The organism is bacterium, from assembly GCA_030693425.1.
GTDB lineage: Bacteria > Patescibacteriota > Minisyncoccia > Minisyncoccales > GWA2-46-15 > GWA2-46-15.
This window is the reverse complement of the sequence record JAUYAM010000003.1, coordinates 34,077-57,372: the sequence shown is the minus strand read 5'-3', so window position 1 is coordinate 57,372 and position 23,296 is coordinate 34,077. Positions and strand designations below refer to the sequence as shown.

Annotated in this window: 23 protein-coding genes; all 23 read left to right on the top strand. The window is 42.8% G+C overall.

All coding sequences use genetic code 11. From position 1 onward, the window contains the following. Positions 1-1,555, top strand: a 1,555-nt coding sequence (locus Q8N16_03050) for a hypothetical protein (GenBank protein MDP3093719.1), incomplete at its 5' end; no start/stop codon positions are given. A gap of 101 nt (positions 1,556-1,656) precedes the next feature. Continuing rightward, entirely contained in the window at positions 1,657-2,052 is a 396-nt protein-coding gene (locus tag Q8N16_03045) for a four helix bundle protein (protein MDP3093718.1), read from the top strand. A 36-nt stretch (positions 2,053-2,088) separates the two neighbouring features. Next, positions 2,089-2,586 carry a hypothetical protein gene (locus Q8N16_03040; GenBank protein MDP3093717.1) on the top strand — a complete coding sequence of 166 codons (498 nt, stop codon included), beginning with the start codon at positions 2,089-2,091 and terminating at the stop codon, positions 2,584-2,586. A gap of 41 nt (positions 2,587-2,627) precedes the next feature. Then, entirely contained in the window at positions 2,628-3,653 is a 1,026-nt protein-coding gene (locus Q8N16_03035; GenBank protein ID MDP3093716.1) for a hypothetical protein, read from the top strand. A 4-nt stretch (positions 3,654-3,657) separates the two neighbouring features. Beyond that, entirely contained in the window at positions 3,658-4,884 is a 1,227-nt protein-coding gene (locus Q8N16_03030; GenBank protein ID MDP3093715.1) for a hypothetical protein, read from the top strand. 202 nt (positions 4,885-5,086) lie between these two features. Next, positions 5,087-6,253, top strand: coding sequence for a PKD domain-containing protein (locus Q8N16_03025; protein ID MDP3093714.1), 1,167 nt, complete (start codon positions 5,087-5,089; stop codon positions 6,251-6,253). 88 nt (positions 6,254-6,341) lie between these two features. After that, complete coding sequence (locus tag Q8N16_03020) at positions 6,342-6,986, top strand: type II secretion system protein (protein MDP3093713.1); 645 nt, start codon at positions 6,342-6,344, stop codon at positions 6,984-6,986. 166 nt (positions 6,987-7,152) lie between these two features. Then, entirely contained in the window at positions 7,153-7,599 is a 447-nt protein-coding gene (locus Q8N16_03015) for a hypothetical protein (protein MDP3093712.1), read from the top strand. 8 nt (positions 7,600-7,607) lie between these two features. Continuing rightward, a complete protein-coding gene (locus Q8N16_03010; GenBank protein MDP3093711.1) occupies positions 7,608-8,165 on the top strand; it encodes a prepilin-type N-terminal cleavage/methylation domain-containing protein in 558 nt (185 codons plus the stop codon). Positions 8,166-8,182: 17 nt separating this feature from the next. Beyond that, entirely contained in the window at positions 8,183-8,536 is a 354-nt protein-coding gene (locus tag Q8N16_03005; GenBank protein ID MDP3093710.1) for a hypothetical protein, read from the top strand. A gap of 87 nt (positions 8,537-8,623) precedes the next feature. Then, positions 8,624-9,334 (top strand): transposase, encoded by a 711-nt coding sequence (locus tag Q8N16_03000; GenBank protein MDP3093709.1) that lies wholly within the window; start codon positions 8,624-8,626, stop codon positions 9,332-9,334. 123 nt (positions 9,335-9,457) lie between these two features. Beyond that, positions 9,458-11,563, top strand: a complete 2,106-nt coding sequence (gene ligA / locus Q8N16_02995) for an NAD-dependent DNA ligase LigA (GenBank protein MDP3093708.1) — start codon at positions 9,458-9,460, stop codon at positions 11,561-11,563. Between the two features lie 173 nt (positions 11,564-11,736). Further along, positions 11,737-12,318: a hypothetical protein gene (locus tag Q8N16_02990; protein MDP3093707.1), complete on the top strand. Its 582-nt coding sequence runs from the start codon at positions 11,737-11,739 to the stop codon at positions 12,316-12,318. A gap of 38 nt (positions 12,319-12,356) precedes the next feature. After that, the gene (locus Q8N16_02985) at positions 12,357-13,457 is read left to right on the top strand and encodes an FtsW/RodA/SpoVE family cell cycle protein (protein ID MDP3093706.1); all 1,101 of its coding nucleotides are present in this window, start codon (positions 12,357-12,359) and stop codon (positions 13,455-13,457) included. Positions 13,458-13,904: 447 nt separating this feature from the next. Beyond that, the gene (locus Q8N16_02980; GenBank protein MDP3093705.1) at positions 13,905-14,981 is read left to right on the top strand and encodes a hypothetical protein; all 1,077 of its coding nucleotides are present in this window, start codon (positions 13,905-13,907) and stop codon (positions 14,979-14,981) included. Positions 14,982-14,998: 17 nt separating this feature from the next. Then, positions 14,999-15,706, top strand: coding sequence for a polyprenol monophosphomannose synthase (locus Q8N16_02975; GenBank protein ID MDP3093704.1), 708 nt, complete (start codon positions 14,999-15,001; stop codon positions 15,704-15,706). Positions 15,707-15,867: 161 nt separating this feature from the next. Then, entirely contained in the window at positions 15,868-16,515 is a 648-nt protein-coding gene (locus tag Q8N16_02970; protein ID MDP3093703.1) for a hypothetical protein, read from the top strand. Positions 16,516-16,662: 147 nt separating this feature from the next. Continuing rightward, the gene (locus Q8N16_02965) at positions 16,663-17,646 is read left to right on the top strand and encodes a hypothetical protein (protein MDP3093702.1); all 984 of its coding nucleotides are present in this window, start codon (positions 16,663-16,665) and stop codon (positions 17,644-17,646) included. 67 nt (positions 17,647-17,713) lie between these two features. Beyond that, positions 17,714-19,759, top strand: coding sequence for a DUF2723 domain-containing protein (locus Q8N16_02960; GenBank protein MDP3093701.1), 2,046 nt, complete (start codon positions 17,714-17,716; stop codon positions 19,757-19,759). Between the two features lie 134 nt (positions 19,760-19,893). Continuing rightward, positions 19,894-20,496 (top strand): class I SAM-dependent methyltransferase, encoded by a 603-nt coding sequence (locus Q8N16_02955; protein MDP3093700.1) that lies wholly within the window; start codon positions 19,894-19,896, stop codon positions 20,494-20,496. A 10-nt stretch (positions 20,497-20,506) separates the two neighbouring features. Next, the gene (locus Q8N16_02950) at positions 20,507-21,673 is read left to right on the top strand and encodes a glycosyltransferase (GenBank protein MDP3093699.1); all 1,167 of its coding nucleotides are present in this window, start codon (positions 20,507-20,509) and stop codon (positions 21,671-21,673) included. Then, positions 21,658-22,398, top strand: a complete 741-nt coding sequence (locus Q8N16_02945) for a class I SAM-dependent methyltransferase (protein MDP3093698.1) — start codon at positions 21,658-21,660, stop codon at positions 22,396-22,398. The genes Q8N16_02950 and Q8N16_02945 overlap by 16 nt, the downstream gene beginning before the upstream one ends. Positions 22,399-22,410: 12 nt before the next feature. Beyond that, positions 22,411-23,295 carry a glycosyltransferase gene (locus tag Q8N16_02940; protein ID MDP3093697.1) on the top strand — a complete coding sequence of 295 codons (885 nt, stop codon included), beginning with the start codon at positions 22,411-22,413 and terminating at the stop codon, positions 23,293-23,295. The last annotated feature ends 1 nt before the right edge of the window (position 23,296 follow it).

Sequence of the window (23,296 nt, the reverse complement as noted above, 5' to 3'; positions counted from 1 at the left end):
GAACCCAACAATTAAATTAGCGATAGGAGACACCGATACAGGATTGAACTGGGCCGGAAGTGGACAGCTCGATTTGTATTCTGACAATACAAGGACGCTTAGTCTAAGAGGCGGCAACGTCGGCATCGGGACGGCGGGGCCTACTCAGAAATTGGATGTAATAGGTTATGTAAGGGGCTCTTCGGGTTTATGTATTAATACTGATTGCCGTTCAAGTTGGCCAGCAGGAGGTGACATCACCGCAGTTAGTGCCGGCTCAGGACTTACTGGCGGAGGCACTTCAGGGAATGTTACTTTGGATGTGGGGGCGGGGACCGGAATTTCAGTGGCTGCTGATAATATCTCTGTAGTTTATGGTTCAGTTGCTGGAACAGCAGCTCGAGGAAATGTTAGTCTTACCGGTCCTGCGGCTGGAAATGGGCTAACTGGAGGTGGCGGCGCAATTGCTGTTGGAGCCGGTGGGACTTTTACTACTATCAATGTTGCTGGTAATTCAACTTTGACTGTTGCTGCTGACTCAGTTGGTATTAATCTTGCTAATGTCAATACCTGGACAGGTGCTCAAACTTTTTCCGCGAACACCAATTTTCCGGGTTCGGGCATCTGGAATACTTCCGGCAACGTCGGCATCGGAACGGCGAATCCGGGAGCAAAATTAGAAATTGCCGGTCAAATTAAAATCACCGGCGGTTTGCCGGGCGCAAACAAGGTTTTGACTTCAAATGCCGTCGGTTTAGCCACTTGGACTACGCCAGCCAGCGGACTACCGACTGGCACTTCCGGCCAAACCTTAAGGCATAATGGCACAAATTGGATCGCAAACAGCCTGATTTTCAACAATGGTACCAATGTCGGCATCGGCACGGCGAGTCCTGTTGTAAGACTCCACGTTTATGGCGGAGGAGAATCTTTGAGATTAGATGGAGGTGGCAGTTATTCTCGATTAAATTTCATGTCAGGGGATGCGACTGTTGCCGGAGTTTTGAACCGCAATTCTACTTCAGGTTCGACAAAACATTTTTACTTTGGAGAGGATTCTGATAGTGGCCAGTGGATATTTCGAGGCAGTGGTGCAGTTATGATTGGCAGCAGTGGTGGGGGAAAATTAAATGTTGGGACCATTGACCCGGTCTATGATATTAACGGCAAGAAATATGCCACCTATGTTTCAGATTTTGCCGGCGGAGTAAGAATGGAAACAGCCGGAACTATACAACTGACAACTGACAACTTACAACTGACGACCGACAACTCGCAACCTACAACTGACAACTTACAACCGGAAATCGCGATTAATTTCGATGAATTAGAAATTGGTTCCGATTTGTGGCTGTTCTGGCAGGTGTCTAATAAAAACATAAAAGACGTGGCGGTTTTACTAACTCCTGGGTTTGAGGGAAAAACTTGGTATGAGAAAAGCAAAAATACCATAATAATTTACGGGGAAAGGGCGGGCGAGGTTTCCTTCAGATTATCGGCGCCAAGAATTGATTACAAAGATTGGCCAAACTTGGCCGAAGATCAAGATTTAACGGGAATAAAAGTCAACTATTAACCCTACAACTAACAACTTTACAACTGACAACTGACAACTAACAACTAACAACTGACAACTAACAACAAACAACTGACAACTAACAAATGATAACTAGCAACATGCAACAAACAACTAACAACAAACGAGAATTCAGATTTCAAAAATTCCCAGTTTATAACGATATTAGAAAATTCATTAAAGATATTTTTTCAATTACCTCGAAATTTCCAACAAAATATCAATATGATTTAGGTTCCCAAATAAGAAGAGCAGCTATTTCAATTTTACTTAATTTAGCGGAAGGGTCGGGTCGAAATTCAGATAAGGATTTTAATCGGTTTATTTTAATAGGGTTGGGATCAATTTATGAAGTAGTAGCTGGTTTAGATATAGCCTTGGATAACGAGTTAATTTCGAAAGAAGAATACCAGAAGCTTTATGAAAAAGCTGAAAGCATCAAAAAACAACTTGGTGGATTGAGCAAGACATTAAAGGTTGCATGTCGTAAGTCGTAAGTCGTTAAGTCGTAAGTCGTAATAAGTTAGAATCTTATGTCAAAAAAAGGAATAACTATTTTCGCCTTAATTTTGATCTCGATTTTGGTTTTGGGAACAGTTCTTTACCTGAAACTTAAATCAGTTCCTCAAGTAAAGCCAGAAGGGAAGGAAATTTCAGAAACGGCTGAAAAACCTTCTGAAAGGATGGGAAAGTTTTCTGTTAGCGGAGGAGAAATTCCTGGACCGGCTTTTGAAAAGGAATTAATAGTTGATCCCTTAAAACCAAAACTAAATGAAATCCAAAAATTTTCAATTTGGGCAAAGGATCCAAAGGGAATAAAAGAAGTGACCGGGGAAATAGAAACAGATAATAAAGGAAAGGAAAAAATTGGATTCAAGTTGGTTGAAGGAAGGAATGAGGAAGGAAGGTGGTTTGGCTCTTGGCAAACTAAAGACGTTTCATCTGGAAGCCACTATTCAATTTTGATTTTGGCAAAGAATGAAGAGGGAAAAGAAACAAAACTTAATTTTCCCTTTGAGGTCCAATTTTGAGGCCCAAAGGCGTTAAAATAACGCGAAGATTGTTAAAATCGATGACCGAAAGCCCCCAAAATTACAAAAGAAATCAGAAACTTTGGATATTGATCGGCCTCTGTTTCTTTATTTTCTCAATTTTCCTGATTTCCTTTTCCTTTAAAGATCTGGGGAATTTTTTATTTCCCCCCGAGAAACCTTTTTCAGTTGATAATGTTTTCAGAGAGATAAAAAAGGAGTTCCATAAGTCAACTTCAGAATATCCAATGATGGTGGGTGATAAAGTTGTTAGCTGGCAAGAATTGGATCAAGTTCTGGAGTTTGAAGAAATGCTTTGGAAAAATAGGCCGATAAACTGGCAGATAAAAGCATTAATATCTAAGAAGGGCTATGAATATGAAAAAGAGGAAATTGTAAACCTTCTTTTAAAAAGAAAGATTATTGAACAGATAGTTAAAAGCTATGCCATTTTGGATTTAACTGATAATGAGATAGAAAAAGCTAAAATAGATTCTTTTAGTCAAAATTACAAAGAGCTTCCCTTTAGTTCTCATTTGGAAATGGAAGCCAGGGCCAGAACAAGAGCTTTTAAGGAAAAAATCGACAAAGAATTGGTCCAAAGATATACCGGGATTCTCGTTTATGTTAAGTTTGAAAGCGCTGGAGCTTTTAATTTAAAGAATCGGGGGATTAACCCCAAAGTTAAGGCCAAAGAAAAGATAGATGAATTGTACCAAGAAGCAAAAAGGGGCGTTGAAACCATATCTTTGGCCGCGCTAGCCAATAACGATTCAGGGATAATAGAACTCAATGATCGCGCCCAGGCAATAATTCTTGATGAATCTGCTTTGATAGATCTATCTCTTTCTAGCCCGGAGATCAAAGAGGTTATAAAAAGTTTGTCGTCTGACCAGGTAAGTGAAATATTTGAACTTTCAGCGATTTTAGATCCAAATTCCAATGAACATAGGCCCTTTGCCTACGGTTTTTTAAAGATTGATAGGGTCAGCGGTTCAGCCGAATCGTTAGAAAGCCTCATTCAGCAGACTAAAGACAATTTAAAAATAGAGATTAATATTAATTAAAACCGTGAAGACTAATAAAGCACTTATAATCATTTACTTTTTCTTTATTGGTTTTCTTTTTGTTTTGCCCTTAACCGGGGAAAAAGATGTTCAGGCGGCTTGCCCTTGTAACGGGACTGCAGGAATCAGATGCCGTCTTGACGAAGACGTGGCTTCAGGAGATAGCGTTGATTGTGATGTTTCTGTGCAGTATGCCAATAATTGTACCGCATATTGTAACTGGTATCCTTGCGACGGGGCGGCAGAGTCTGGCGATTGCACTATTTCAGCTGGAAATGATTCGTGTACAGTTAGTGACCTTGATTGTCTCTGTTATCCTTTTAGGGTAACGATTTCAGCTGAAGAGGGGTCTGTTACTACTAGCTGTAGCTATGACGGATGCGATGGTTGGGGCGGTTACCCTTATTATGCGTCGGGTTATCATTGGGTAGGAGTCGCTAACCCAAGCACCTGTACAATTACGTGTGACTATACCCCTGGCTGCTCTACGACCAAGCCAGTCTGGTCTTCGGTTGGTTCCAGTAATATTACTGCCAATTCCGCGACTTTGGATTGGGCCCTTTCCTCTTGGGGCGAAGAATGCTCTTGTAGTGGCGCTCGCGAGTACGAAACTCATCTTCATTCTGGTTCTACTTGCAGCAGCTATTTGCAGCATTGGTCTTTTGAAACAGATTCTCTAACTCGTTCTAAAAACGTGACCGGCCTTGCGGCTGATACCACCTATAGCTACTTTGTTTGGGCCATGAATAAATGCTATGTGTCGGATTCAAGTACGCCAAATGCTTTTAGCCGATCTTCTTGCCATAGTTTTACCACTACTGGGGCTTGCAATGACTCTTGCACTGGATACCAATTGGTAGATTATAATAGCGATTGCGTTAGAAATAGCACTTGCGGCACGCAATCAACTCGTTATACCGGCGGGGAATGCTCTGTTTGCCCCTTAAACAATAATTCCTGTTCCTCAAAATATCCAGGAAATACTCAAACCTCTGGGAATTGCGTCATTCCGGGAAATATGCGGTCAAGTCTGGATTTCACCATCTCGCACAACGTCACCTTCCCGGGATCAGCGGCGTTAACGGTAGGAGGGAATTTGATATTGAATAGCGGAGGGAGAATAACCGCTGCTTCCGGAGCCACCGTCGTCTTTTATATTGGAAAAGAAATTAGAATGCAGGGAGGAAGGATTGATTTAACAGGCGGTTATATTTTAAACCAAATTCCATAAGATTCTTAAAATCCAAAATAAACAAGTTTGATTCTGACGAAATAAGCAAGCTTGTTTCTAACGAAATAAAAAAATGAAAAAAGAAATTTTTGCCCCGTTAGAAAATTTAAATTATAAACTAGCAAAAGTTGGAAATCGCAAATTTCTAACCAGGTTTATTTTTTTAATAGTTTTTCTGATATTGTGTTTTAGTTTTGGAAAGATGGAAGCGGGAACGGAAGACAATGTTTTGGGTTGGGCCTGGTCGGAAAATATCGGTTGGATTTCTTTTAACTGTAATAATCCCGAATTACCATCCCCTCGCTGTACCTATAATTACGGAGTGAATATTAATTCCTTAACCGGAATTCTTTCAGGTTATGCCTGGTCAGAAAACATTGGCTGGCTCACTTTTAATGAGTCGGAACTGGCCGGTTGTCCGACTTCTCCCTGTCAGGCAAAATTAGATGTTTTGACAAAGCAAATTTCTGGTTGGTCAAGAGCTTTGGCTTATGGTGGCGGTTGGGACGGTTGGATAAGATTAAGAGATACAAGCTATGGAGTTTTGATAAATGACATCGTTAGCCCGGCTGAATTCCGGAATTGGGCCTGGTCAGATATGAATATTGGCTGGGTTTCTTTCAATAGAGCCAACTGCGATCCTGATAAAAATGGATTTTCAAAAGGAATAGGCGCTTGTCCTCCAGCCGGTACTCCTATCTCAAATTATAAAGTGATTACCAGTTTTTCTTTCAATCAGCCGCCCGTAGCTGACTTTTCTTGCGTGCCGACAAACTGCACGATTTATACAGGCGAGAACCTGACACTGAATGATGGATCAGCTGACATTGATAATAATATTACCAGCCTGGAATGGTATATTGATTCTGATCCGGATTTTAGCTGTCCTTCTTCCGGCTGCGGCTCGCCAGCAGGTTCTTGCGATTGCGATAATACGGTTCAGTCTTCAATTCTAGGTACAGGAGATTATCAAATTAAGCTTACTGTTAAGGATGCCTTCAACGAAACAGATGACTTGACTAGAACCCTAACTATTAAGCAGGACGCCATTGCCGATTTCAAATGCTCGCTTGATAATTCCACTTGGGTAATTTGTCAGAACTTTAAAGCCAAAACCGGCCAGACAGTTTATTTCTTGAGCCAATCTTCCGCTTCAGAAGGGGCCTCGATCACTTCCTGGAGCTGGGTTTTTCAAGACGCGACGCCTCCGATTGCCAATACCAGCAGTCCTCAGACAAAATTCACTAAGAGCGGCACCAAAACCGTTTCTCTGACCATCGAAGACAGCGCCGGCAGAAACGCTTCCCAAACCTATAATCTTAAGATTCAAATGCCGGTTCCAGACTGGGAAGAAATCGCGCCGTTCTAGCATCCTAGCATCCTAACATTCTAACATTCTAACATTATGGGTTAGGAAGTTTCTGGCTGTTAAAATGTTAAAATGTTAAAATGTTGAAATGAAACACGGTTTTACCCCCACACCAAACCCGCGTTTAGCTAGTAAATCTTCATTGACCATAAGGCGAAGCCGCCTATCGGCTTCAGTCAGTGTAAACAGACAGCCTAACAAAGGTTTGGTGTGGGGGTTTACCCTGATCGAGTTGCTGGTGGTGATGACTATCATTTTGGTTTTGTTTTTTTTGGTTCTGGTAAATTACCGCTTGGGAGAGAAAAGTTTTTCCCTGGAAGAATCGGCGGCCAAGCTCGGTCAGGATTTCAGAAGGATGGAGGAAATGGCCATGTCTGCCAAAGAATTTCACGGGAAAATCCCCAGAGGAGGCTACGGCGTCTATTTAAGGGCAGGAGATAGCCTTTATACTCTTTTTGCCGATTGCGACCAAAACTACCAATATACTGCTGCCGGCACTCCTTGCGAAGGCGGATATTCGGAGAAAGTAGAAGAAGTTAGTTTGGGAGAAAGACTGGAAATCAGCAGTCTGTCTTCTGGTTCAGTTTTGAACGTCGTTTTTACGCCACCGATCCCCTTGGTAACGATTTCCGGCGGAGCCAACGAGGCGACGGCAACCGTCGCCATAAAACAAGTTTCAGGCAAGCATAAGACGATTAGAGTTAACAAAGCCGGTCTAATCGAAATTTATTAAAATGAAAAACGGATTCACCCCCACACCAAACCCGCGTTTAACTAGTAAATCTCCATTGGCTATAAGGCGAAGCCGCCTATCGGCTTCGGTTAGTGTAAACAAACAGCCCAATAAAGGCTTGGTGTGGGGGTTCACTCTTTTGGAAGTTTTGTTTTCTTTGTTTATAATGGTTGTCGCCATTATCGCCGTTTTCTCGCTGGTCCAGCAAACGACGAGTTTTTTGCCGCTTTCCGGGCAAAGGCTGATGGCAAGCTATCTGGCCCAGGAAGGAATAGAAATCATTAGGAACTTAAGAGATAGCAATAAAGTAAAAGAAGTTGATTGGCTGACCGGCCTGACTGGATGCGCTGCTACTGGCTGCGAAGCAGATTATTCCAGCCAGTCTTTAACTCCTTGGACAACAGGGCGTAATTTGCTGAACGACGGCAGTTTTTACAATTATGCTTTAGGCCAGGCGACGAGCTACCAGAGGAAAATTACTCTGACGACAGAAGACGCTTCGGAAAACCCGGACCCAGACACAGATATCTTGAAAATCGAGGTCCAGGTTCTTTGGCAAGAAAAAGGCAGGACGCATTCTTTTTTAGCCAGCGAAAAGCTTTACAATTGGTGAAAACAATTATGAATTCTAAAGATAAAACTAAAAGTGACGCGGGACTGACAATAGTTGAACTGCTGGTGGCGGTAACGCTTTTCTCTGTTGTCGTTGCCATTGTCGGCAATATCTTTCTGGTTAACTTTCAGAGCCAGCGCCGGTCTCTGGCTTTTCAAACTATTTTTGACCAGACCTCTTTCCTGATGGAATATATGAGCAGATCTTTGAGAATGGCAAAGAGAGAGACGACGGGCTGTCTTTCAGCCCCCAATTTGAACTATGAGACTACCAGGAGCGGCAAGGGGATAAAGTTTGTTAATTCTGACAATGTTTGCCAGGAATTCTTTTTGGATGTCTCAACCAGCAGGCTCAAGGAGAAAAAAGACACCCAGGAACAGTTTCTGACGTCGGAAAACTCGCAAGCAGTTGCTTTTGGCGTCGGCCTTTCGGGCCAGGACCAGGCAGACGACCTTCAGCCCAGAGTCACTTTTTCCCTGACCCTGAAGAGGAAAAGCGCAAAACCGGAGATGGAGCCTTTCCTGACGGTTCAGACGAGTCTTTCCCAAAGAAGGCTTGATAAGTAATAATATTTTTTGGATATATGCCCAATAACAAATTTTCCCGAGGAGTTTCCCTTTATTTGACGGTCATGATTCTGGCTTTAGTTTTGAGCGTCGCTCTGGGATCTTCTATCCTTTTGACCAGCCAGATAAAAAGCCTGAGAAATATAGGAAATTCTGTCGCCGCTTTTTACGCCGCCGAAACCGGGATCGAAAGATCCCTTTATGCTCTGGTTAATGGATCGACTCAGACCCGATGGGAAGAGCAGTTAAACGGCGCCAGCTACGGAGTCGACTATTTGAGTCCCGGCCTCGATTGCCCGGGATTGAATTATTGCCTTAAATCGATCGGCGCTTACAAAGACGTCAAACGAGGAATTCGCATTGTCCGTTAATCTAAAGCGACCCGCCATAACCCAATAACCAGATTGTCCCGAGGTCAGACCTCGGGACGCTAGATCTCGGATCGCTTTTCCAAATTTATGAAAAGACCAAAGCTAGTTGACGGAGAAATTTACCACATCGTTCTCCGTGGAGTTGAGCAGAGGCAGATTTTTTTGGACGAAGCGGATCATTACCGCGGGATTTTTTCCTTATTCGAGTTCAATAATGCCAAACCAGTATCTATTAAAGATCGGAGAAAAGAGCGTTTTCGTTTTAAAAAACAGATGGCCCGAGGTCTGACCTCGGGTAATTTTGAACGGACTTTATTAGTTGAGGTTTTAGTTTTTGTATTAATGCCCAATCATATTCATTTGCTTTTACGGCAGATAAAACCCAAGGGCATCAGTCTATTTATCCAAAAATTGGGTACTGGTTATGCCTCTTATTTTAATCGGAAATACAAACGTAGCGGTCATTTATTTCAGGGACGGTTTCACGCCGTTCACATCAAGACCGATAAACAGCTGGAAAGGGTTCTCACTTATATTCACACCAACCCGCTTGCCATTATTGAGCCGAAATGGAAAGAAAAAGGCATCAGAAATCGAGCAAGGGCTAAACATTTTCTAAAAAATTATCGTTGGTCGAGTTATCTAGACTATATTGGCAAGAAGAATTTTCCATCAGTCAGCGAAAGGAAATTTTTATTAAAAACGATTGGCGGAGAAAAAAGGTGCCGTGATCTTATCAATCAACAAATTGATTATAAGGGTAGTTTTTATGACCCGGAAAAAATCGGTTTGGAGTAATAATAAATAATAGAAGCAACCCGAGGTCTGACCTCGGGACAACTATAAATACTAGCTTCTTAATCCCTGTTTCGGCAGGGATTTTTAGATGAGAAGTGATATAATAGAAAAGAAGAGAAATATATGACCAAATTAGAGGCTCGTCAAAGAACCGAAAAGCTCAAAGCCCTGATTAACCATTACCGTTATCTCTACCACGTTCTCGATAAAACAGAGATTTCCGAAGGGATTTTAGATTCTCTTAAAAAAGAGCTTTTTGATTTGGAACAGAAATTTCCTGATCTGGTAACGCCCGACTCACCCACCCAGAGGATAGGCGGCAAGCCCTTGGAAAAGTTCTCAAAGGTAAGGCACGCAAAGCCAATGCTTTCTTTTAACGATGCCTTTTCCAAAGAAGATATGGAGGATTGGCTGGAAAGGAATCGAAAGCTTTTACCCGAGACGGAAAAGGAAAGAATCAATTTTTACTGCGAGCCCAAGCTCGACGGCCTGGCCATAGAATTGGTTTACCAAAAAGAGATCTTGAAAACCGGATCGACCAGGGGCGATGGCGTCTGGGGCGAAGATGTCACTCAAAGCCTAAGAACGATCGAGTCTCTTCCTTTGAGGCTGCGCCGCCTCAAGGACGTTTTAGAAGGTTTAAACAAGGAAGGGTTGCCCGAGATTGCCGGGGTTGTTAAAAAAAAGGGTTTGGCCGAAGTTATTGTCAGGGGGGAGGCGATTATCAGGACAAAAGACTTTTTAAAGATAAACCGGGAGCAGGTGAAAAAGGGCTTGTCTCTCTATGCCAATCCCAGAAATCTGGCCGCAGGCTCGGTGCGCCAGCTGGATCCAAGGGTCACTGCCGGCCGGAGCTTGGACGTCAATGTCTATGAATTGGTTTCTGACCTTGGCCAGAAAACTCACGAAGAGGAGCATAAGATTTTAAAAATTCTTGGCTTTAAAACCAACAATAAATACTCTAAGTTCTGCAAAAATCTGGAGGAAGTCGTTTCTTTCCGGGAGTCTTGGCTGAAGAACCGCGAGCAACTTCCCTACGAGATCGACGGCATCGTCGTTGTCATCAACGAAGATTCTATTTTTGAAAAGCTCGGGATCGCCGGCAAGGCGCCGAGGGGAGCGATTGCTTTTAAGTTTCCTTTGAGACAGGCAACGACCGTAGTTGAAGATGTAATTTTCCAGGTGGGAAGGACCGGAGCCATCACCCCGGTAGCTATTTTAAAGCCCGTCCAGGTGGGAGGGGTTACCATTTCTAGAGCCACTTTACATAACGAAGACGAAGTCAGAAGATTGGGATTAAAAGTAGGAGACACGGTGGTGGTGGGAAGGGCCGGAGACGTCATTCCCGATGTTCTCGAGGTTTTGCCAGAATTGCGGACCGGCAGGGAAAGAACTTTCCGTTTTCCCGACAAGTGCCCTTCCTGCCGGACCGAGCTGGTCAAGCCGGATGCCGAAGTCGTCTGGCGGTGCCAAGATCCAAATTGTTTTGCCAGAACCAGGCGGTGGTTTTCCCATTTTGTTTCCCGGGGCGCTTTTGACATTCAGGGATTGGGCCCGAGAATTATTGACAAGCTCCTTAGCGCGGATTTGATTGGCGATCCGGCCGATCTGTTTTCTTTGAAAGAAGGAGACGTGCTTTCAGGGAGGGGATTGTCCCGGGGCAAGCCGAAAGCCTTAATATCCGGATTTGCGGAAAAGTCGGCCAAGAATTTGATTGAAGCGATTCAAGCAAAAAAGGAAATTGATTTACCGAGATTCATATTCGCTTTGGGAATCAGGAACGCGGGAGAGGAAACGGTTCAAGACTTGGCAGAACGCTTCGGCAATTTAGAAAATTTAAAAAAAGCAACTTTATCTGATTTGCAAAACATTTACGATATCGGGCCGATAGTCGCCAAATCGATTTATGAATATTTCCAAGACAAGAAAAACTTGGCGTTTTTAGCAAAGCTGAAAAGGGCCGGCATTGTTATCCAAAATACTAAATACCAGATACCAGATACAAGACTGAAAAATTTAACTTTTGTTTTAACAGGCAACTTAAAAGCAATGACGAGGGAAGAGGCAAAACAAAAAATCAGGGATCTGGGCGGAAAAATTTCGGAATCGGTTTCCAAAAATACAGACTTTTTGGTCATCGGGGAAAACCCTGGCTCTAAATTAGAAAAAGCAGAAAAACTGAAAGTCAAAGTTATAACAGAAGCAGAGTTTTTAAAGATCTTAAAATAATTCTTCTAAGGAACTTCCTAAGGAACTTAGTTCCTTTAAAAGGAACTAAGTTCCTTTTTTATACGTAAAGAGCAGGCGGGGCTTGCCAGGCAATCTTGCTATATTGTACAATAAAACAACTTGTAACCGTGGAATATGTAATAAGCATTATCATTTTCCACAAATTAATTAACATGGCTAGAATCAAAGGGGTTATTTCCCAAGAAATCTTAAAAAAACTATTGGCTAAAAAAGAGATTGTTATCAACAAACAGTCTCCCCGGTTTTGGATCGAGGTTTACCGACAGCTTTTCGGCGGCAAGCCCTTGAAAGAAAGAGTCGTCAAAGACGCCTTTTATTATTTAAAAAAGAAAAACCTGCTTGTTGGACAGCTGAAAGAGGATTATTTTTCCATCCAGCTGACGTCGGCAGGAAAAGTAGAAGCGGCCAAGTGCCAGATCGATTGGCTCGAAATTAGACGCCCCAAACGCTGGGATAAAGAATGGCGGCTGGTGATTCTGGACATTCTGGGAAATCAGCGTTTGAAAGAAACTATCCGCAAAAAGCTGAAAAAACTCGGTTTCCATTTCTTTCAAAAAGACGTTTGTATAATTCCTTTTCCATGCCGGAAGGAAATTGGCGCTTTGCGCAGCTTTTTTGGTTTGGCGGCAGAAAACTTAAAATTATTCGAATCCGCAAACCTAGAACAAGACCTGTTTTTAAGGGAGGTTTTTAAGCTGGAAGAAAAAACAGAAAAAGAGCAGCAAAAGTCGTGAAATATTTCAGAATAGTTTGAATATTCCACGAAAACTTCATGTCTTTTACCAGTTTTTATCAAAAACTTAAATCTCTTGACTGGCTGATAATTATTCCCAGCCTTTTGCTGGCCGGATTGAGCCTGACGACTATTCTCAGCTCTTCCTATTACCTGGGAATTTTTTTTAACTTCCAGAAACAGACAGTCTTCTTGCTCGCGGGGATTGCCTTGATGATTGTTTTCAGCTTTCTTGACTGGCGGGTTCTTCGCGACGGGCCCTATTTATTGGTCATTCTCTACTCTCTGTGCCTGGTCGGCCTAGTCGGTCTTTTGTTCTTTGCTCCTCATATCCGCGGCAGCCGGAGTTGGTACCGCTTCGGTCCGGTTTCATTCGATCCGATAGAGTTTACCAAGGTAGTTTTGATAATTCTGCTGGCTAAGTATTTTTCCACTCGTCACGTAGAGGTCTATCGGATACGCCATATACTGGTTTCCGGACTGTATGTTTTAGCTCCCGCTATCTTAATTTTGCTTCAGCCAGAAGTCGGTTCGGTCATTATCCTGGTTTTTCTTTGGATAGGAACGCTTCTGGTTTCCGGCATCAAACTGAGGCACTTTTTGATTCTCTGCCTTTGCGGCCTGATTCTTCTGGCTCTGAGCTGGTCTTTTCTTCTTAAGGGGTACCAAAAGGACAGGATTTCCAGCTTTCTTTCTCCTTCGTTTGCGCCCTTAGGCAGCGGCTGGAACCAGGCTCAGGCAAAGGTGGCGATTGGTTCCGGCGGCCTTTTCGGCAAGGGTTTTGGCAACGGAACCCAGATCAGATACGGTTTTCTGCCAGCCAGCCAGACCGACTTTGCTTTTGCCGGCGTTGTTGAAGAATGGGGCTTGGCCGGAGCCGGACTGGTTCTTTTGGCGTTTATTGTCTTAATCTGGAGAATGATCAGGCTTAGCCTGGTCAGTCAGAGCAATTTCCCGAGGCTGTTTTCTGCCGGGTTGGCAATTATTATGATTATCCAGATAATTATCAACGTCGGCATGAATCTGGGGCTTTTGCCGATTATTGGCATCCCTCTCCCCTTAATAAGTTATGGGGGGAGCAGCCTGATAGCTACCTTCATCGGTTTGGGAATTATTCAGAGCATGGCGATGAGGCCTTGAATTGTGCAATATAGTGCTAATGTGTATCATTTACACAGATATTGTTTGCCTGTCATCTCTTTTCAGTTGGTCAGTAACTTGTGTGCTTAACCAGGTTAAGCACACGCCTTAACCCGAAATATCATGTGCCCTCGTTGACGACAGTCGTCAACTAAGAAAAATAAGGTCAAGGAGAAGGTATTAACTTCACTTTCAGCTACGGTCGTAGCTGAACCGTATATTCCTCGTTGTAGGGATTTACTCCTGTTGAGGTTAGGCCTCAACGGAAACTCAACAGATAAGAAAATTACCTTAATATTTCTAGTATCCGATAATGATATCGGATACGACTTGACTTATCCACAACGCCTTTCTTGACGGCTATTTTTATTTATCGGAAAATGAACTAAGCTATAAGGAAGATATCAGATGAGGAAATAGGATCAATCGGCCGCAAGCAATTCTAAAATGCCACAATATATCTCTCTGCAAGAAGCCACAAAATACTGCCATTACTCGCAGGAATATTTAAGTTTAAGAGCCAGGCGGGGAAAGATTAAGGCAATTAAAGTCGGCAGGAACTGGGTGACGACAAAAGATTGGGTTCAAGAATATGTTAGGCAGACACAGTCGTACAGCGAGTATGTTCAAGGAATAAACGCCGGAGAAATTTCCGTTCAGCCAAAAGAACAAAAATTGGCAGAGTTAAAACTGCCGTCCCAATTCCCTTCTGTTTTAGCGAAATCTGCTTTCATCCTGGGCTTGGTTTCCGTTTTTATAATTATTGGCGGAATTGCTGCCAGTAAAGTTGATTTTAAAGAAGCTTTTTCTGAAACCCTTGCTAATGTTAGCCAAAACTTGAGCGCCCCGGCTCTTAAAAACAGCGCCAAGAACGTGGGAGCTGATATAGGAGAATACGGCAATTGGCTCGAGGATGGGGTTTTCGGCCCGGTAAGGAAAATCGCTTTTGCCTATTCTAGAGCCAATGATTACGTCGAGGAAAAGCTGATTTTTCTCGGTGAAAAAGCAATCAGCGTTACTAAGGTTTTCGTCAGATCCTTTAAACAGCTTTCTTTCGCAGAGGAAGATTTAGGCTTTGAGTGGCGCTTGCCGAAAATTAGACTGCCAAAGATTGAGCTGCCAAAAATCGACACCTCTATAATTACGAGAATCCGTTTGCCGGAGGTGAGGTTTGCCCTGCCCAAAAGATATACTCTTCTTAACGCCGCTCTCGAGCAGGAAATTACTGATATTGGTTATGGGGTTTCTTTCTTTTATTCTAAATTTAGTGATTTTCTCGCAGACAAAATTGTCAATACAGCTTTCCTTTTTTTGGGAATTGAAAAGCCGGCCATAAGCAATTCAAGGCTTTTAATCATTCCTTATTCCGAGGATGAAGGAAGAGCGCTTGAAGAAAAAATCAAATCCGGTTTTTCCGACGAAATCGAGGTGAAAATGAAAGACGACGGCTGGGGGATAATCAAACCGGTTTTTAAAAGCGGAAAACAGGAAGAGTATTTTTATATGGTTATCCCCGGAAAATAATTCATCAGATATAATAAATGGCAGCCCAAAATTTAGTCGTCATTCCTTGCTATAACGAAAAAGAAAATATAGGCCTACTGATTCCGGAAATCTTCGGCCTTGGAGAAAAGTTTGATATTTTGGTTGTTGATGACAATTCCCCTGACGGCACCGCTTTGGAAGCAGAAAGGCTGGCCGGTCTTTTCCCGGGAGTTTTCCTCTTGAGGCGCCAGGGCAAAAAGGGATTGGCAAAAGCTTACCTTGACGGTTTTAGATGGGCCCTGGAGCGCGATTACGAGCTAATTTTTGAAATGGATGCCGACGGTTCCCACCGAGCGGAATACCTGTCTAAACTCCTAGAGAAGATAAAGGATTGCGACTTGGCTGTCGGCTCCCGTTATTACCAAGGCCGCTTAAGCGTTATCAACTGGGACATCAGGCGGGTTTTCCTTTCTCTGCTGGGAAATTTTTATGCCAGATTGGTTACGGGCGTGCCCATAGGCGACGCCACCAGCGGTTTTAAGTGCTTTCGGCGCCGGGTTCTTGAGGCAATTGATCTTAACCGGGTTTTGTCCGAAGGCTATTCTTTCCAAATTGAGATGAATTGGCGGGCTTTTAAAGCCGGCTTCAAAATCGGTGAAATTCCGATCATTTTTTACGAGCGCCGTTTCGGAATCTCCAAAATGTCGGCAGGCATAATAAGAGAAGGCCTGTGGATTCTCTGGAAAATGAAGTTGAAACCCTGAAATTTAGGGCTGTGGATAACTTTCTATTTACATCCTTACATCCCCTGTTGTTTTGAGGTAAAATGTGATAAGGGCTGATTTTTAAAGTTTGCTTATTTGCGTTAACATTTATTTAAAAGGTCGAGTGTTATAAAGATACTGAATTGACCAAGAAATAAAAAATGAAAAAAACACTAAGTTTTATTCTAGCCTTAGGCCTGCTTCTGCCAATCGCTTTTATGATGTTTGAGCCGGAAATAGCAGATGCCGTTGCTGCCTCCGGCGAAGTGGACGTCACCCTGACCGTGACCGAAGAACTTACCTTGACCGTACCCACTGGAGCCGGTCTGGTGATGACGGCAATGACCATGACAACCACCACTTCATACAACCCAGCGGCCGGCGCTGACTGGACCGTTAAAACCAACTCCCAGGACGGCTGGAAACTGGAACTGAAAGGAGACAATGCCAATATCTTGGCGCAGGCGAGTCCGGCAGAAGCGTTTACCGACTATACCGAAGTAACCGCTAATACTCCGGAAACCTGGAGCGTTGCCGCCGGCGCCTATGAATTTGGGTTTAATGTTGACGGTGATGGCGTTGATACTGCTGTTTGGGGGGCCGGCACTAGTTGCGCAACCGGTACAGATAAGAAATACCAAGGATTCAAGGGCGTGACCGCGATTGAGGTTTCTGATGATGCGACGGAAACTTCTACTACAGGTGCCCTTGTCAGCTTGTGCGTTAAGGCAGAAGAGGGTAGTAGCGTTTATGCCCCGAACGGTTCTTACATCGCCGATGTAACTGGGACAGCCACGTCAACACCATAAGATTCTTTAAAACAGGTGGATATCCCCTTCCTTGACATTGAAGCGTTTGAATGCCGAGGAGGGGATGTTCGTGTGTTTCTATTTGACAAAAGGCAATTAACTGTTAGTCTGGAGAAATAACAGAATATAACAAGAAATAAATAAAAAATGAGAAAAAGAACGAGTTTTTTTAAAAATTATTTTCTGCTGCTGTCTATTTTTCTGGCATTGAGCTGGGCCTTATCCGCGTCGGCTTACACCATAGAAAAACTGCCCGATGTCGCTGTTGAGAAAGATTTTACCGTTGGTCCGGCCCAGAACGAGGTTTTCTTGGATCCGGGAGCCGAAGCAACTAAGAATTTAATGGTTACCAGCCGGTTGGGAAAAACAACGAGTTTTATAATCACTCTTGAAGACTTCAAGGGCACCACAACCGGGGAAACTTCAGCTTTGCTTTTGGGCGGGGAACGGAACGGACCATATTCTTTGATAGATTATTTAAAACCTGAAACAACGGAGTTTACCCTTAACCACGGAGAGAGGATCGCTCTGCCGATTAAGATTTCTATTCCTGCAGATGCCGAGCCGGGCGGCCGCTACGGCGCTGTTTTGGTTTCCATCACCAATCCGGTAGAGATTAAGTCGCAAGAGGGCGAAGTTGTCGGCGGCATCAATGTTACCGGCCGGGTGGCGGCTTTATATCTAGTCAGGGTCAGGGGTGATGTCGAGGAAGACGGGTTTTTGAGAGAAATCAGGACTGTCGGACCCAAAAAATGGTTTTACGACAAAGGCCCGATTTCCCTTGAGCTTTTATTTGAAAACCGCGGCAGCGTCCATTTAAACCTTTACGGCGTTATTGAAATCAGGAATCTTTTCAATAAGAAGGTCGGGGAAATAAAATTGGATCCCTGGTTTGCCATGCCGCAATCCTTGAGATCCAGAGTGGTTAAATTTGACCGATCGCTTTTATTCGGCCGCTATACTGCTTTGGCAAGCATTAACCGCGGATACGATGACATTGTTGACCAAAAATCAGTCAATTTTTGGGTAATCCCCTGGAAATTCCTGGCTGCAGGCATCATTATTTTGGGCTTGTTCGCGTTTCTGTTGAGATGGCTGCTGTCTAAGGTGGAAATAAGGGTAAAAAGATAGGCAGCTAGGATATCTTTTAAAACAATCTGATGATAAAATATGCGTAGACTCCCTACGCATATTTTTTATGAAAAATTTCCTCAAAAAACCGGTTTTGTTAGGAGGGATGCTGGTATTTTTCATCCCCTTTTTTGTTTATATTTTGACGCTGGCGCCGACAATTTCTCCGGGCGACGGCCCGGAGCTGATTGCCGCTGCCTATAAACTGGGGGTCGCTCATCAGCCCGGTTATCCTTTATTGACGCTCCTTTCCAAGTTTTTCATTGAAATTTTTCCTTTTGGGAGCGTTGCTTGGCGAGTTAATCTGCTGAACGCCATTTTCGGCGCTCTTACCGCCCTGGTTGTCTACTTGATTATTTTCCGGCTGACAAAAAAAATAGTTCCTTCTTTGGCCGGCAGCCTATTTTTGGCTTTTTCCTCTGCTTTTTGGCTCTATTCCATTACCGCCGAGGTCTTTGCTCTCCATCATCTTTTGGCTGCCGTTTTAATTTTCCTTCTTTTAATCTGGAGAGAGAAAATTCTTCTGGCAGACAGAACCGCTGATAGATATCTTTATCTTTTTTGCTTTGTTTGTGGTCTGGCTTTTGCCAATCAGGAAGCAATTGTCTTTTTGGGCCCGGCTTTTCTCTTTCTTTTGCTGGCGACTAAAAAAGAAATCCTTGTTAACCCCAAAAAACTTTTGTTAATGTCTATTTTCCTGCTTTTGGGCTTGAGCTTCTATCTTTATCTGCCCCTCGCCACCAACCTAAACCAGTCTTTTCACTGGGGAGAGCCAGACACTTTACGGAAAATGGCGGGCGCCATATTGAGAGAGAACTATGGCGGGGTTCCATTCGGGCCACAGGGCAATTTTTTGTCAATCTGGAAAATGATGGTTGAGAATTTTGAATTTTATTTCAAGTCCCTTTATATCCAATTCACCGCTGTTGGCGCGGCCTTGGGCGTTTTCGGCCTTTCTCTTTTATTCAAAGACAAAAAACTTTTTGCTTTTTTCACCCTGGCATTTTTATCCAGCGGCCTTTTGCTCTTATTTTATCTTGGAAACTTAAAGCTTGATGACCGGATAACCCGGGCGGTTGGCGAAAGATTCACTATCCTGCCAATGGTGGTTTTCGCTATTTTTATCGGTTACGGCATTCACTTTCTGGCAGAGAGGCTGGGACGGGTTTTCCAAAACAGAGGTCTTTTAAAGCGTTTGGCTTTGGTTTTTTTATCTTGTTCTTTTCTTTTCCCCTTGTTTTTGCATTATCCTTTTGTCGACCAAAGCCAAAACACGCTTCTTTATGATTTCGGCCAAGACATTTTAAGCCCGGCAGACAAAAACAGCCTCATTATTTCCCTGGGCGACATGATGTTTTTTTCCACCCTTTATCTGCAGGAAGTCGAGGGAGTGAGAACCGATGTTAAAGTTGTCCAAGAGCGTCTTTTGACCAGCCAGTGGTATATTGATTACTTGAGAAAGCGTCACCCCGACATTAAAATTCCTTTTGAAAGAGTTAGAAAGGGTGAAAACTGGGATGAAAAACTAAAAGAGCTCATCGCCGCCAATATTGAAAAGACAACGGTTTATTATCCAATAGTTGAAGTTGCCGATAAATTGAGGCCGGATTATTTTTTGCTCCAGCGGGATTTCCTTTTCCAGGTATTCAAGGGAGAGCCCCCTTTCAGCCCCCAAGATTATATCCGCCAGAGCCATGATTTTAACCGCGATTCGCGGGTTGCTAAAAACAAGAAGCTCTACCAGGCAGGCTTTAATTTAAAATACCCTTTTTCCGCTTGGGACACGGAAATTGCTTCAGCTTATGTTATTTCCCATTATAATAAATGCGTCTTTTTCTATAACTCCAGTTTTTTCAAAGAAGCAGAAAAGGAATGCCGACTGGCAGAGGCGGCCGATCCCTCGTTTGAAAAAGCTTATTTCACTCTCGGAAACATCGCTTATAAAAACAAGCAATACGAGGAAGCGGCCAGAAATTATGAAATTGCGATCGAGCTTTATCCGGGCGAGCTGAAGGCCTACGAAAACCTGATCGTGATTCTTTCTAAGCATTTAAATGATCCGGAGAAAGCCTTGGAGTACACCGAAAAATACCTTCAGGCCAAATCAAGATGAAAAAAGAATCAAGAACATGAAGAATTTAATCACCAATTCCTATTTTTATTTCGAAGGTTTCAATTAGTTTAATCTTTACAATATTAGCATTTCCGGGGGGTTCTTTATTTTTCTTCAAAGTTTAAATAATTAATATGGATCGAAATAGATTGACAAAAATGTATATAAATATAAAACCTGAAGAAAGAAAAATTGCAATTATTCAGAATTTTATTCCTGATAATTGTGAGCGAATTTTAGATCTCGGTTGTGGAAACGGTCTTTATAGCAAATTTCTTAAACAAAAAACCAAATACCTTATTGGTATTGATAAGAATCCAGAATTAGTCAATTTGTGCAAACTTCTTCCTCATTATGATGAAGTCCATCTGAAAGATATATATCCTCTTTCTTACAAGACTAAATTTACAGTTATATGGGCTTCAGAAATTATTGAGCATTTGCCAAAATTAGATATTTTCGATCAGCTTGAAAATTTAACCGTTAATCTTATTATCGCTACATTGCCAAATCCTTTTTCCCCTCATTTTAAAAAGGATCCTAGTCATATACTTAAATATTCACTAAAAAGTTTGAAATTTTATCTTGAACACAGAAAAAATTGGAAATATCAAATTTATGGACTGGGCTTTGAAAATGTACCTATTCCTAAGTGGCTTAAAAAACTTAGTCAAAAACTATTGTGGTATTTTCCATTACTTTCCCCTACTATTTTAGTTGTGGGAAGAAAAATTTAGTTTTCATAAAATGTCTAAAGAATTAGTTATAATCTACGATACTCCCAGCATGACTCACGCTCATATTATAAGCATTCATAATCTTGCTTATTATTTAAAATATTTTGACAAAATTCATATTACTTATTGGTCAAAAGAAAAGGTGCCGGAAATTTTTGAGAGAGAAGAAGGAAAGTTTATTTTTTATCCTTATTTAAAACCCTATAATTCAGGATATATTGCCGGTATTAAATTTATGATTTGGATTGGAAGAACGCTTTGGAAAATTTGTCAAAGCATCCCCAAAGAAGCTAAATTAGTTTTTATGCCGGTCATCCCTTTATGGGCCGGCCTGCCAGCCTTGGTTGTCGGAAAGTTAAAAGGGAAAAAGGTGGTTTTGCGGCTGGAAGCCCACAAAATAGATTACTTTGAAATTGAGTCAGAACTGGAAGGTCATTCCGGCCCGGGCCTGGTTCTGAAAGTTTTTATCCTCAAACTCATCTATCGTCTTTCCCTGCCTTTTTACGATTTGGTGATCGGCATTTCTCAAGGGTTGATCAGGGAGGCAAAAAAATACGGTGCCAGAAAAACGGTTAAAATCCCGATTCTGATAAATGCCGAACCGTTTTTATCGCTAGAAAGAAAAGGAGATTATTTTGGTCCGCCCCGGATTTTATACGTGGGCCAGATAAAAAAGATCAAGGGTTTGGAAACTTTAGTTTTGGCGGCAAAAGCTTTAAAATCCGAAGGCTGTCTTTTTCGGCTGGAAATAGCAGGCTCGGTCACCAATCCCAAAGACGAGATTTTCAGCCGGCAATTAAAGACAATGGCAGACGGTCTTGACATTGAGTTTTTGGGTCATGTTCCCCATTTAAATCTGGCCGAAGTTTTTCAGCGAGCCGATGTTTTTGTCAACCCCTCCTTTACCGAGGCTTTGGGTATGGCAATGATGGAGGCAATGGCTTCGGGCTTGCCGGTAATAGCCACTCAAACCAGCGGCGCCAAAGATTTGGTGGAAGACGGAAAAACCGGCTTCCTTGTTCCCATTAAAGATCCGCTAGCGCTTAAAGAAAAAATCAAGATTTTAATGGAAAATCCGGATTTAAGAAAAAAAATGGGCGAGGCGGGAAGAGAAAGAATTGAAAAAATATTGGAAGAAACGAATAAAGAAAATGAAAAACTATGGCAAGCGATTTAAAACAGGACTGGGAAAATGTTTGGAATTTAGAAGAGTTCCGCGAGGTTGATGAAAGGAGCCTGGTCTTCGGAATTGTCAATTCTATTTTGGCAAGATATCCCAAGGGTTCTATGGCTTTGGATGCGGGCAGCGGCCTGGGCCAATGGGTTTTTTATTTTGAAAGGCTCGGTTATAAGGGATATGGAATTGATATTGTCAAAGAGGCGGTCAAGAGATGTTTGGCCAAAGCCGAAGCGGAAAATTCCGGCAGCGACTTTCGTGTCGGCGATATCCGGCAAATGCCTTTTGAAGATGATTTTTTTGACGCAATCGTCAGTTTCGGGGCCATAGAACATTTTCCGGAAACCGAAAAAGCCATAGCTGAAATTTACAGGGTTTTAAAGAACAGCGGCACAGCTTTAATTACAGTCCCCAATGTCTTTTCAATAAGAACTCTTATCACCCGGCCGATATTAAATATTTTAAAAACCCCTCAATTTGGCTATCAGGGTTATGAAAAATCATATCGTCCAAAGCAACTGGCAAAAATGATGGAGAGAGCCGGTTTTAAGCATTTAAAATGCGGCATTCTTCCCGATGGCGTTCTCTTGGGAGATTTTTACCGTTTCCTTCCTTTTTTGGGCAAGTCCTTAGGAACGATAGCGAGAAAAATAAGTTTCTGGATTGAAAAGCGGCAGAATATCCTTGGCCATATGGCGTATTGTCGGGGGATAAAAGATAAATAAATTTGTGTTTTTATGAAAATTTCTTTAGGAATTTTCGCCTATAACGAGGAAAAAAACGTCGCCAAGCTGCTCGGGGCGGTTTTGGGCCAGAAATTAAATAAGGTTGAGCTTGAGGAAATTATAGTTGTCGCTTCCGGCTGCACTGACAAGACGGTGGAGATCTCCCGGGGTTTTTCCGCTAAAGACGGTCGAGTCAGGGTTTTGGTTCAGGAAAAAAGAGAGGGCAAGTTCTCGGCCATCAACCTGTTTTTGAAGACCGCCAAAAACGAAATTCTGGCAATTGAGAGCGCCGATACCCTGCCTAGCGAGGACGTCTTGGAAAGATTAATCAAGCCGTTTGAGGATTCCCTGGTTGGCATGGCTGGCGCCAGACCCATGCCGACAAACAATGAAAGCGGTTTTTGGGGCTTTGCCAGCCATTTCCTTTGGGAACTGCACCATCAACTTTCTCTGGCAGAGCCGAAAATGGGGGAACTGGTCGCTTTCAGGAAGATTTTTGACAAAATTCCGCCAACTGCGGTTGACGAAGCCGTGATTGAAGCGATTATTTCCTCGGCCGGCTTTAAAGTTGTCTATGTGCCTGACGCCATTGTTTACAACAAAGGGCCGGAAAGCCTTTTTGATTTTCTAAAACAGCGGCGCCGGATTTTCTGCGGCCACCTGGCTTTGAGAAAACAGCTGGGGCATAAAGTTTCCACCATGGATTGGCAAAAGATTTTTGCCCTTATTTTTAAGAATCTTAAGCCGAGTATCCGCTTTTTGGCGTTTGTTTCTCTGATAGTACTTCTTGAGGCCTTGGCAAGATTTTTAGGCTGGCTTGATTATTGCCTGGGAAGAAATCATTATATCTGGCAGAACATTGAGAGTGCCAAAAACCCCGCGGTTGTGATAAAATGAA

What these genes read in the sequence shown, in the direction of transcription:
- Q8N16_03045 (MDP3093718.1), top strand. Translation starts at nt 1,657, where the DNA reads ATGCAACAAACAACTAACAACAAACGAGAATTCAGATTTCAAAAATTC.
- Q8N16_03040 (MDP3093717.1), top strand. Translation starts at nt 2,089, where the DNA reads ATGTCAAAAAAAGGAATAACTATTTTCGCCTTAATTTTGATCTCGATT.
- Q8N16_03035 (MDP3093716.1), top strand. Translation starts at nt 2,628, where the DNA reads ATGACCGAAAGCCCCCAAAATTACAAAAGAAATCAGAAACTTTGGATA.
- Q8N16_03025 (MDP3093714.1), top strand. Translation starts at nt 5,087, where the DNA reads ATGGAAGCGGGAACGGAAGACAATGTTTTGGGTTGGGCCTGGTCGGAA.
- Q8N16_03020 (MDP3093713.1), top strand. Translation starts at nt 6,342, where the DNA reads ATGAAACACGGTTTTACCCCCACACCAAACCCGCGTTTAGCTAGTAAA.
- Q8N16_03015 (MDP3093712.1), top strand. Translation starts at nt 7,153, where the DNA reads ATGGTTGTCGCCATTATCGCCGTTTTCTCGCTGGTCCAGCAAACGACG.
- Q8N16_03010 (MDP3093711.1), top strand. Translation starts at nt 7,608, where the DNA reads ATGAATTCTAAAGATAAAACTAAAAGTGACGCGGGACTGACAATAGTT.
- Q8N16_03005 (MDP3093710.1), top strand. Translation starts at nt 8,183, where the DNA reads ATGCCCAATAACAAATTTTCCCGAGGAGTTTCCCTTTATTTGACGGTC.
- Q8N16_03000 (MDP3093709.1), top strand. Translation starts at nt 8,624, where the DNA reads ATGAAAAGACCAAAGCTAGTTGACGGAGAAATTTACCACATCGTTCTC.
- ligA (MDP3093708.1), top strand. Translation starts at nt 9,458, where the DNA reads ATGACCAAATTAGAGGCTCGTCAAAGAACCGAAAAGCTCAAAGCCCTG.
- Q8N16_02990 (MDP3093707.1), top strand. Translation starts at nt 11,737, where the DNA reads ATGGCTAGAATCAAAGGGGTTATTTCCCAAGAAATCTTAAAAAAACTA.
- Q8N16_02985 (MDP3093706.1), top strand. Translation starts at nt 12,357, where the DNA reads ATGTCTTTTACCAGTTTTTATCAAAAACTTAAATCTCTTGACTGGCTG.
- Q8N16_02980 (MDP3093705.1), top strand. Translation starts at nt 13,905, where the DNA reads ATGCCACAATATATCTCTCTGCAAGAAGCCACAAAATACTGCCATTAC.
- Q8N16_02975 (MDP3093704.1), top strand. Translation starts at nt 14,999, where the DNA reads ATGGCAGCCCAAAATTTAGTCGTCATTCCTTGCTATAACGAAAAAGAA.
- Q8N16_02970 (MDP3093703.1), top strand. Translation starts at nt 15,868, where the DNA reads ATGAAAAAAACACTAAGTTTTATTCTAGCCTTAGGCCTGCTTCTGCCA.
- Q8N16_02965 (MDP3093702.1), top strand. Translation starts at nt 16,663, where the DNA reads ATGAGAAAAAGAACGAGTTTTTTTAAAAATTATTTTCTGCTGCTGTCT.
- Q8N16_02960 (MDP3093701.1), top strand. Translation starts at nt 17,714, where the DNA reads ATGAAAAATTTCCTCAAAAAACCGGTTTTGTTAGGAGGGATGCTGGTA.
- Q8N16_02955 (MDP3093700.1), top strand. Translation starts at nt 19,894, where the DNA reads ATGGATCGAAATAGATTGACAAAAATGTATATAAATATAAAACCTGAA.
- Q8N16_02950 (MDP3093699.1), top strand. Translation starts at nt 20,507, where the DNA reads ATGTCTAAAGAATTAGTTATAATCTACGATACTCCCAGCATGACTCAC.
- Q8N16_02945 (MDP3093698.1), top strand. Translation starts at nt 21,658, where the DNA reads ATGGCAAGCGATTTAAAACAGGACTGGGAAAATGTTTGGAATTTAGAA.
- Q8N16_02940 (MDP3093697.1), top strand. Translation starts at nt 22,411, where the DNA reads ATGAAAATTTCTTTAGGAATTTTCGCCTATAACGAGGAAAAAAACGTC.